Origin of the sequence: Solemya elarraichensis gill symbiont (genome assembly GCF_002021095.1) — a bacterium.
Taxonomy (GTDB): Bacteria; Pseudomonadota; Gammaproteobacteria; order Chromatiales; family Chromatiaceae.
The window spans coordinates 1-10,139 of record NZ_MPRK01000044.1 but is presented as its reverse complement, the minus strand read 5'-3'; the positions used below and the strand labels follow the sequence as shown (position 1 = coordinate 10,139).

Genomic DNA, 10,139 nt, shown 5'->3' with positions numbered 1-10,139 from the left:
GGTTACGACCCTTATCCTGAAATCCTTGCCCGTGGCGGCGACCGCTGCAAGATCATTCGCGATCCGATGGCTGCATCGGAAGGCGCTCACCTGGTCACGACCGATGTGTGGGCAAGCATGGGACAGGAGGATGAGCAGAAGGCACGCGAATCAGCCTTCGAAGGCTTCTGCGTTACACAGGAATTTATGCACGTTGCCGATACAGATGCACTCTTCATGCACTGCCTGCCCGCACACCGTGGCGAAGAAGTCAGCGCTGAAGTTATCGACGGTTCACAGAGTGTTGTCTGGGACCAGGCCGAAAACAGAATGCATGCCCAGAAAGCACTGATCGAGTTCCTGATGCAATGAAAAGAATAATTACCCTCTGCCTGACAGCTTTTGTTGTGTTGATTCTCAATGCACCTTTTGCGCTGGCGCAAGAAACAGAAGCAGAGACAGGGGCAGAACCCAGGTATGTATCCAATAGCCTGCTGATTAACATGCGCGCAGGTGAAGGAACTAAATACAAGATCCTGGCACGCCTGAGAAGCGGAACCCCGCTCGAGATTATCTCGGTAAACCAGAAAGATGGTTACACCAAGGTCAAAACCGAATCAGGCAAGGTCGGATATGTACTATCACGCCAACTGATGGATGAGCCCCGCACTTGTGTCAACCCACCGCTCACCGAAGCAACACTGGCACAACTGGAAAATCTCTCCAATAACCAGATCCGTTCGCGTTTTGTGCAGCTGACGACTGATTACACCAAGCTGCAGGAACGCTATCAGGCCGCTACTGACGAGAAGAATAAACTGACGCAGGAGCTTGCAGGCATTCACCAGACAGCGAGCAACGCTATCAACATTGCCAAGGAGCGTACCGAGCTGCGCAAGCAGGTGACAGACCTGACCCGGCAGCTCGCCGACCTGCAGCAGGTCAAGCGTGATTATGAGAACAGCCACAATCAGCGCTGGTTCATTATCGGTGCCGCCGTTCTGCTCCTCGGCATTCTGTTCGGCTTCATCCTTCCGAGACTCAGTTTCGGACGTCGCCAGGACTCCGGCTGGGGCGAATTGTAACAGCAACCTGTTACAGCTTTCACACGAACTTTCACGGCCTGCATCAGCAGGCCGTTTGCTGTACTATTTTCCTACGCCCGTTTGCCAGACCGTTGAGTTAATGTGTCCTGCCACTATCCTGTCAAGCGGAATGAATCCCGGCCCCAAACAGGAGATCAGGTTATGCAGATTGCTATCGTGCAGCACTCCCCCGTCCTTCTCGATGCACAACAAACGATGCAAAAAGCCATCGAACTTGTCGCTGAAGCAGCAGCTGGTGGTGCTCAACTGGTTATACTTCCCGAAGCATTTTTTCCCGGCTACCCTGCATGGATCTGGCGACTACGCCCGGGCGGTGACTGGGGTATTTCGGATGAAGTACATCATCGCCTGTTGAAGAATGCTGTGGATCTTGAGGCTGATGACCTGAAACCGCTGCGAGATGCTGCTGCCGAACACCAGTTAACCATTGTTGCCGGCATCAATGAACGCGATGGAAAATTGAGCCGTTCCACACTCTATAACAGTGTCGTGACTATCGGCCCTAACGGAGACCTGCTGAATTGTCATCGCAAACTGATGCCAACGAACCCGGAACGCATGGTATGGGGACAGGGCGATGCATCCGGATTAAAAGTCATCGACACACCATGCGGGCGTATCGGCGCTCTCATCTGCTGGGAAAACTATATGCCACTGGCACGCTTTGCACTCTATGCCCAGGGCGTCGAGATTTACGTTGCACCAACATACGACAGCGGAGATGACTGGCTTGGTACCATGCAACACATAGCCCGTGAAGGTTGTTGCTGGGTGATCAGTGCGGGCGTCGCCACACGCCACAGTGATATTCCGGATGATTTCCCTGAAAAGGAACGGCTCTATCCCGATGGAGAAGAGTGGATTAACCCGGGAGATTCGGTTGTCATCTCACCTCGTGGAAGCCTGGTAGCCGGCCCCTTTAATCAAACCCAGGAGATTATCATTGCTGATATCGACCTGGACGAGGTCGCCATTGCACGACGCGGATTCGATGTTGCAGGCCATTATTCACGACCCGATATCTTTACACTGCATATTGATCGGAAGAGTCAGACGCCTATCAATTGCGAATAGGGTTTGTGATTTTTATAAGGTGGGGGCTCTCAACACACAGGCTGGTATCGATAGACTCGATCCAGCCCCGTATTTGTGCCATCCCTGGCCTGGTCATCCTTCTGTTAAACAATCTTTGTTGTGTAGCACAATCATCTGAACACTCATACTGTATCAGCTGCAGCCGCAATACAGTTCTGAATCTGGATTGCCTGCATTAAGAACGTCCAGTGAAGAGCGTTTCGATGCTACTGATGAGCCGCTTCCATCTGCCTCGTGTCCTGAATAGAGCTCAGGGTTATCCGGGAATGCAGCTGCGATCGGATCAACACTGCGACCATAGTTGCCGCCTGTTTCAGCGACACTCTCACTTATGCCTGCATGGACGTCCGTATGAAATGCACCTTCCACATCGGCAAATGCAGTACCTGATACGAAAAGTAGAGCAATGCCTGTTGTCTGTATTAATTTATTCATGTTCCTTCTCCTAAGTGGTTTATTTGTTTCAAGGTCGTCTTGAACGGCCTTGTAAAAAGAGACACACAGAGGAAGAGAAAACTTTCAGAAATAAATAACAATAAAATCCAACGGACAAAAAAATGGCCGTGCCCGCTTTCGCGGTACGGCCAACTACGGAGGTGAATATACGACCTGAATATCACCACTTGTGACTTTGCTCGAAACCAGACGGAGTGTCTTTGATAATTCTCAATATCAGAAAAATTCAGGCAACAAGTCCCGCCTCCCTGATCGACTTTAACTGGTCACGCAGCTTTGCCGCTTCTTCAAATTCCAGGCTCTCTGCATGGCGATGCATCTGCTTTTCGATCTCCTTTAGTTTCTTCGCCATTTGCGGTGGAGTCAGCGATGCGTATTCAGCCATCTGCTCCGCCACCTTGGCGAACTGCTTCGCCTTCATCGGCGCTCCCGGATAGGCACCTTCCATGATATCTGCAACATTCTTAATAATGCTTTTCGGAGTAATGCCATGTTCCAGGTTATAGTCGATCTGCTTTTTGCGGCGGCGTTCCGTTTCGTCTATAGCTCGCTGCATAGAACCTGTAATCTTGTCGGCGTAAAGGATTGCCTTGCCTTTGACATTACGCGCTGCACGTCCGATGGTTTGGATCAACGAGGTGTCTGAACGCAGGAAACCCTCCTTGTCTGCATCCAGGATTGCAACCAGCGACACCTCGGGCATATCGAGCCCTTCTCTCAACAGGTTGATGCCGACCAGCACATCGAAAGTGCCGAGGCGCAGGTCACGAATAATCTCGATACGTTCAACCGTCTCGATGTCTGAGTGCAGATAACGCACCCGTACATCGTGTTCCATCAGGTACTCTGTCAGATCCTCGGACATGCGCTTGGTCAGCGTGGTCACAAGTACACGCTCACCGGCTGCCGCACGCAGGCGAATTTCTGACAGTAGGTCATCCACCTGGGTAGTTGCCGGGCGAATTTCGACCTCGGGATCAACCAGCCCTGTTGGCCGCACAACCTGTTCTACCACGGCTCCTGAATGCGCAAGTTCATAGTCACGCGGTGTTGCCGTGACATAGATTGTTTGCGGAGAACGTACTTCAAACTCCTCGAACCTGAGTGGGCGGTTATCCAATGCCGACGGCAGACGGAATCCAAATTCGACAAGGTTCTCTTTGCGTGACCTGTCGCCGCGGTACATGCCACCAATCTGCGGTACCGTGACGTGTGACTCGTCTATCACCAGCAGGGCGTCATCCGGCAGATAATCGAACAGCGTGGGTGGTGACTCTCCCGGCTTGCGCCCGGACAGGTAACGTGAGTAGTTCTCAATTCCCGAACAGTAGCCGAGCTCAAGCATCATCTCCATATCGAACTGGGTGCGCTGCTCAAGCCGCTGCGCTTCAACCAGCTTATTGTTATCACGCAGTTGCGCGAGGCGTTCAGCCAGCTCAACCTTGATATGGTCGATGGCACCGAGAATTGTCTCGCGCGGTGTCACATAGTGTGTTTTCGGGTAAATGGTGTAACGCGCCGGGCGCTGCCGAACTTCACCTGTGAGGGGATCAAAGAGGCTGATCTGTTCTATCTCATCATCGAACAGTTCGATACGGATCGCCTCCTCTTCCGATTCCGCAGGAAAAATATCGATGACATCACCGCGTACACGAAAGGTACCACGGTCAAGTACCACGTCGTTGCGCTTGTATTGTAGTTCAGCAAGGCGCCGCAGTATGTCACGTTGCGCAATCTGATCCCCGCGTACCAGATGCAAAACCATGGAGAGATACTGGCGTGGATCACCGAGGCCATATATTGCTGAAACGGTGGCGACAATCACCGTATCGTGACGCTCCAGCAGCGCCTTGGTTGCCGAGAGACGCATCTGCTCGATATGCTCATTGATCGAAGCATCCTTCTCGATGAACGTATCGGATGCCGGTACATAGGCTTCGGGCTGATAGTAGTCATAGTATGAGACGAAATACTCGACAGCATTGTTCGGAAAAAACTCCTTCATCTCGCCATACAACTGCGCTGCCAACGTCTTGTTGTGGGCCATAATGATCGTTGGACGCTGTAGTTCCTGAACCACGTTGGCAATCGTAAACGTCTTTCCGGAACCGGTCACACCGAGCAGTGTGAGCCCGGCCTCACCGTCATGGATACCCTCGACCAGACGAGCGATAGCTGCAGGCTGGTCACCTGCGGCTTCGTAACTGGATGCAATTTCAAACGGCCTGGACATAAAAAGAACTACGCGGGAGTGGGTAAATTGGATATTATTACAGATTATCGATCACAACTTCGATCTTAACTGTCAGGAAAACCACAAAGATGTCATTAAAGCTGTCACAACGAGTCCAGGCTGTAAAACCTTCGCCCACACTGGCCATCACCGCACGCGCGGCTGAATTAAGAGCAGCTGGCAAGGACATCATTGGTCTCGGCGCAGGCGAGCCCGATTTTGACACCCCTGAGCATATCCAGCAGGCGGGTATCGATGCAATCAAGAGCGGTAAAACCCGCTATACAGCCGTTGACGGCACTGCCAGCCTCAAGCAGGCGATCATCGACAAATTCAAGCGTGACAATAACTTTTCATTCGAGGCTGACCAGATCCTGGTCTCATGCGGTGGCAAGCAGAGTTTCTACAATCTTGCCCAGGCGATTCTCGATCCGGGTGACGAGGTCATCATTCCGGCGCCATACTGGGTCTCTTACCCTGACATGGCGATCCTGGCGGGTAGCGTTCCGGTTTACATCAATGCTGATGCCGAACAGAATTTCAAAATCACGCCACAGCAGCTAGAGGCCGCCATCACCGAAGAGACACGTCTCTTCGTGATCAACAGCCCTTCCAATCCGACCGGCATGGCCTACACCATGGAGGAGCTTGAAGCGCTTGGCAAGGTGCTGGAAAGCCATCCCAAGATCGTAATCGCAACTGATGACATGTATGAGCACATCCTCTGGGAAGGAAGCAGCTTCTGCAACATTCTAAACGTCTGCCCACAGCTCGAGGATCGTATTATCGTCCTCAACGGTGTCTCCAAGGCCTACGCGATGACTGGCTGGCGCATCGGCTATGCCGGTGGCCCCGTCGAACTCATCAAGGCGATGAAGAAGATTCAGTCACAGAGCACCTCAAACCCGACTTCAATTTCCCAATATGCAGCCGAGACGGCTCTCAATGGTTCGCAATCCTGCATTACCGATATGCTGGTGCACTTCAAGCAACGCCATGACTATGTTCTTGTACGTTTCAACCGCATGCCGGGCATCGAGTGCCTCCCTTCTGACGGTACCTTCTACCTGTTCCCCAAAGCCACCGCACTGATCGAATCACTGGAAGGTATATCCGACGACCTGCAACTGGCTGACTACCTGATCGAGAAGGCAGAGGTAGCAGTAGTGCCTGGTTCAGCATTCGGACTTGCCGGCTATTTTCGTGTTTCTATCGCAACCAGCATGGAAGAGCTCGAGATAGCCATGGATCGTATCGAGAAAGCAATTAGCTGAACTGACTCACACTCGATCTGAAACATTAGGAGTTCAGTTTCGACCAAATCTTACAAAGCGGTCACTCATCAGCTGAGCTTGACTGCCTCTTCCTTGGTAATAGCGGAAGTAGGTCAAATCTTTCCACCGGCAGCTACCGACCCAATGCAGTCGTTGAAGCCGCCTGACTTCTACGTCTGCTACCAGTCCGAAACTGCCAGTCGTGAGAAAGAAATCCTGATGGTGTGACAGGCTCTTCATACTGAGAAGCAGACGGTTAATGTTTTGAGATCACATCCGCTAACGGCCAGAAGCAGTCATTGGAATTATAGGGGACAAACCACGTTATCTTCTCAATGGCCAAACTGAAATATCGTGGTTTGTTCCCTCGCTTCGCAGGTGAACAGGATTACAGTGGCCATCAACAGGCAGCAAAGGATCGATATCTGTATGCCCCATACTACGGTTGTATTATGTGGACATACGCTTCATTCGATGGAAGTTGGGATATGTACCTGTTGATTTATAAGTCTGCAGGAATTATCACCGCAACTCCGGCAATTCTTGCACCAATAAGCGTTATGCAAGTGAGCGCCAATGAGCGTAAGGCCACCAGCGACAACCATCAGCGTCTCAATTATTTCACCACTTTCCATCTCTGGTAGCACGGCTGCTGCAATGATCATGGTTACACCAGCGGCTCCGGCGACAGGGATAGATTTGTTTCGGTGTTTGCGGTATCCGGGAACGAATGCGAGCAATCCGAGCAATAATATGACGACGGCGAATACACTATGCGTCTCGTGCTCGGTGGCTGCAAGCACCGGTAGTACCGTGATGAGTAATGGCGTTGCCAGACAATGCAGAACACAGAGTAGTGAAGTGCAGACACCGGAGGCGTCCCTATAGTTGAGGTTGTTAAAGGCTTGGTTCATGGTATTCATAATGTATATCCCCTGCTCAATCGGTTTCTCAAGTCGGTTCGAACTACGGGCAGCAACTGCAGCCCTTGCCGCACTGTGGTAGGGAGCGTACTGCCTGCTCTCGTCCAAAAGCTGCCCCGCCGTGTACCGTGGGGGCCGTGCGGATCAACTGCTTCATACAATCGCCGCAAGTCGGGCAATCGGGTGGGGGCGCATTCATGGATTGAAGTAGCTCGTGTTGATAGCCGCATTGCGTACATTGGAAGTCGTAGGTTGGCATAGCGTACTCTTTAGTCTAATTTTGCTTGAAAATTGGTGGCCAGGATCTAGATAATCCCTAAATCCTGACCATCCGGAGGATGAGTGGATTGAAATCCCGAATCAGCTCCAGCGAGGCGGTTGATCGCCTTTCACACCCATGGAGGCAGTCGTAGCCTGTGTTACCGCACGGGTTGCAGCATTAACATCGGGGGCACGGAGTCGACGGAATTCCGTTTCCCAAACCCAACCGCTAATTGTGATGTCATCGGGAATCAGCGGGTGATTGAGGAGCTGGTCCACACACTTTATGCAGGTTTTATCAACGTCATCCATCATACCGATCCACTTTGCGAAGGCGCCGCTATCCAAACTTAGTTCAGGAAGTGAGGGGTCAATAGGTATGTTGTCAAGATCGATGCCTTTGCCACGTAATGCTGCTTCCAAATCGTGCCCATTGGCGGACAACATGCCGCAGCCCGTATGCTGAACTACCACGATTTCAGTCGTACCAAAGAAATTTATCGTCAACATAGCCGAACGTATCGCATCATCAGTCACGATTCCCCCGGCGTTTCGGAACAGATGCGCATCACCCCCGCCAACCCCTGAATCTGCATGGATGCCGAGTGCCTCATCGACTGACATGCGCTCGTCCATACAAGCAAGCACCCAGAGGTTTTCCATATTCGGGCCATCGGCTCCAAGCTGACGTCGGGTTTCCCACCTAGTGGTATCCTTAACCCGATTTTCCAATCTCTGTTTTAAAGTAGACATAATGTATTCCTCATATATATGGCCTAGGTGGCCAAGATAATGCCCACAGGTCGTACGTCGACCTATGAAGACAACCTAACTACTAAGCAGTTTCCATGCCATATAGATTATTGCTATTTATTGCAATGACTTAAATAAATGCATGTGACACAGCGGTGTTTATAGGCGTTACTTGAGGTTTATAGCTAAATATATATTTATCAATTGGTTATAGTTTGTTGCCAAGAATTGCAGAGAGAAGCGCAACTTCTCAAAGAGAAGTGTAGCTTCGCAAAGAGGGGTTCTCGAGCAGAGGCAGGTTTCTGGGTATGGGACATAATAATGTCGGGACCTGGGACGAGGCAGCGGCACTCGTGGTAACTTCCTCGTTGGCAAGGGGTGGGGCTGAAAGGCTCTTAGGAAATTGCGCGGGAATTCGATACTCAGGAGGCGCTACGATTTCTATTATCGATCAGCAGGTAGTTTCGCGCTCGCTGTGCCGGGTGGCAAGTAACGTAGAACACGTGATGATTATAACGAACTCAGCCAGAGTCTGCGGCCGACGTTAATTATTTCCGGTAGTCAAACGGATTGATGTCGTGGATTTTTAATTTCTGGTGCACCGCACGCGTGGAAATGCCCATGGCCTGCGCGGCCTGACTGACATTCCCAGAGAATTGACTGAGGCCGGCGTGAATGATCTTTTTTTCCAGCTCTATGGCGGCGACTTTTTTCAACTTACGCAAGTTGAGATTGTCGATATCTTTGGAAGCCACCGACTTCTGCGCATTGCAGTCAGTGATATCAAGTTCATCGATAATATGGGTTTGTGAAAATAAGAACGCGCGCTCAAGAATGTTCTCCAGCTCCCGGACGTTACCCGGCCATGAGTAAGATAGCATCGCGAGCCAGGCAGACTCGCTTAATATTTTGGGCTTACCTTTATACTTGTCGCTCAGCTTGCGAAGAAATTGGTTGGCCAATGCCGAAATATCTTCCAAGCGTTCACGCAAGGGCGGAATATGAATCGGAATAACATTCAGTCGGTAAAATAGGTCTTCACGGAAATCGCCGGAAACAACCATCTCTTCAATGCTGCGGTTCGAGGCACATATGACACGCACATCAGACTTTAGAGTCTGCCTGCCTCCCACGCGCTCAAATTCCCCCTCCTGAAATATCCGTAACAGCTGCGCCTGTGCTGAAACCGGAAACGCATCAATCTCATCTAGGAACAAGGTGCCTTTATCTGCGCGCTCGAAATAACCATGGTGGACATTATACGCGCCGGTGAAAGCCCCTTTTTCGTGCCCGAACAACGCACTTTCTATCAGATTCTCTGGAATTGCGCCGCAGTTGACGACGACAAAGGGTTGTTGCCAGCGGTTGCTGAGCGCGTGCGTTGAGCGCGCGACTAATTCCTTTCCTACACCGGTTTCCCCTGTAATCTGAACACTGGCATCAGATGGTGCAACAATTTCAATGGACTTGAAGACTTGGCGCATCACTGCCGACTCGGCCACGAAAAAAGTCTTAGGTAGGTTTTTTGCAGTAGGTTGCTGCGTATGGCACCACATTTTCTTTAGTCCTTCTTCAATACGTATGGCGGTGCCTGCGGTGATAGATTTTGAGGTGACAACCCCTGAATCGCTCTCATATTCGTCGCCATCGTAGTGGGCTGCGAGGTCAGGATCGGTATAGATAGATACCTCGCAAATCCCGTCATTGGTAGCAATTCGTTTGTTCAAGGCAACTTTGGCATAACCAAAGTTGCGGGCTGCGATACCACCGAACACGCTGGAAGTCATGCGGCAGAGTTCTGGGGCTTCCTTGACGGCATCTCCGAAGGGGCAGCGGGTACTAACAACCCGCACAACTCCTGGGTCGCTTGACGCACGCGAGAAATTGCCGCCGATCTGGTTTTTTATACTGACTATTAGCTCGGAATACTGTTCAAGGTCGATGTTTTTGTCGAGACCGCATGAGCCTGTAGATAATTCTGTGTAACTGCCCTGTTCAAATATGGTCAATGAGTCGATCTTCAAACTCGATCATAAAACGATTTAACGCTGCTTTCCAG

General features: G+C 51.1%; 10 protein-coding genes. 4 read left to right on the top strand and 6 right to left on the bottom strand.

All coding sequences use genetic code 11. The features are described 5' to 3' along the window. The 3 genes from BOW51_RS03655 to BOW51_RS03645 form a co-directional block, all read left to right on the top strand. A partial coding sequence (locus BOW51_RS03655) for a Rossmann-fold NAD(P)-binding domain-containing protein (RefSeq protein WP_503167663.1) occupies window positions 1-351 on the top strand: 351 nt, incomplete at its 5' end. Beyond that, window positions 348-1,064, top strand: a complete 717-nt coding sequence (locus BOW51_RS03650) for a TIGR04211 family SH3 domain-containing protein (protein ID WP_078476489.1) — start codon at window positions 348-350, stop codon at window positions 1,062-1,064. The genes BOW51_RS03655 and BOW51_RS03650, both read left to right, overlap by 4 nt. 162 nt (window positions 1,065-1,226) lie before the next feature. Beyond that, window positions 1,227-2,159, top strand: a complete 933-nt coding sequence (locus BOW51_RS03645; RefSeq protein ID WP_078476488.1) for a carbon-nitrogen hydrolase family protein — start codon at window positions 1,227-1,229, stop codon at window positions 2,157-2,159. Window positions 2,160-2,312: 153 nt separating this feature from the next. On the opposite strand, the gene BOW51_RS03640 is transcribed toward BOW51_RS03645, so the two are convergent. Continuing rightward, window positions 2,313-2,615, bottom strand: coding sequence for a hypothetical protein (locus BOW51_RS03640; RefSeq protein ID WP_078476487.1), 303 nt, complete (start codon window positions 2,613-2,615; stop codon window positions 2,313-2,315). 247 nt (window positions 2,616-2,862) lie between these two features. Further along, a complete protein-coding gene (gene uvrB / locus BOW51_RS03635) occupies window positions 2,863-4,869 on the bottom strand; it encodes an excinuclease ABC subunit UvrB (RefSeq protein ID WP_078476486.1) in 2,007 nt (668 codons plus the stop codon). A gap of 89 nt (window positions 4,870-4,958) precedes the next feature. On the opposite strand from uvrB, the gene BOW51_RS03630 reads away from it, so the two are divergent. Continuing rightward, window positions 4,959-6,143: a pyridoxal phosphate-dependent aminotransferase gene (locus BOW51_RS03630; protein WP_078476485.1), complete on the top strand. Its 1,185-nt coding sequence runs from the start codon at window positions 4,959-4,961 to the stop codon at window positions 6,141-6,143. Window positions 6,144-6,610: 467 nt separating this feature from the next. On the opposite strand, the gene BOW51_RS11900 is transcribed toward BOW51_RS03630, so the two are convergent. From BOW51_RS11900 to BOW51_RS03610, 4 genes are all read right to left on the bottom strand, one after another. Then, on the bottom strand, window positions 6,611-7,057 hold the full coding sequence (locus tag BOW51_RS11900; RefSeq protein WP_370738150.1) for a MerC domain-containing protein: 447 nt from the start codon (window positions 7,055-7,057) through the stop codon (window positions 6,611-6,613). A gap of 52 nt (window positions 7,058-7,109) precedes the next feature. Beyond that, on the bottom strand, window positions 7,110-7,325 hold the full coding sequence (locus BOW51_RS11895; RefSeq protein ID WP_078476483.1) for an FmdB family zinc ribbon protein: 216 nt from the start codon (window positions 7,323-7,325) through the stop codon (window positions 7,110-7,112). Between the two features lie 101 nt (window positions 7,326-7,426). Next, window positions 7,427-7,990: a beta-class carbonic anhydrase gene (locus BOW51_RS03615; RefSeq protein WP_245828438.1), complete on the bottom strand. Its 564-nt coding sequence runs from the start codon at window positions 7,988-7,990 to the stop codon at window positions 7,427-7,429. 638 nt (window positions 7,991-8,628) lie between these two features. Beyond that, a complete protein-coding gene (locus BOW51_RS03610) occupies window positions 8,629-10,104 on the bottom strand; it encodes a sigma 54-interacting transcriptional regulator (protein ID WP_078476481.1) in 1,476 nt (491 codons plus the stop codon). Window positions 10,105-10,139: the final 35 nt, after the last annotated feature.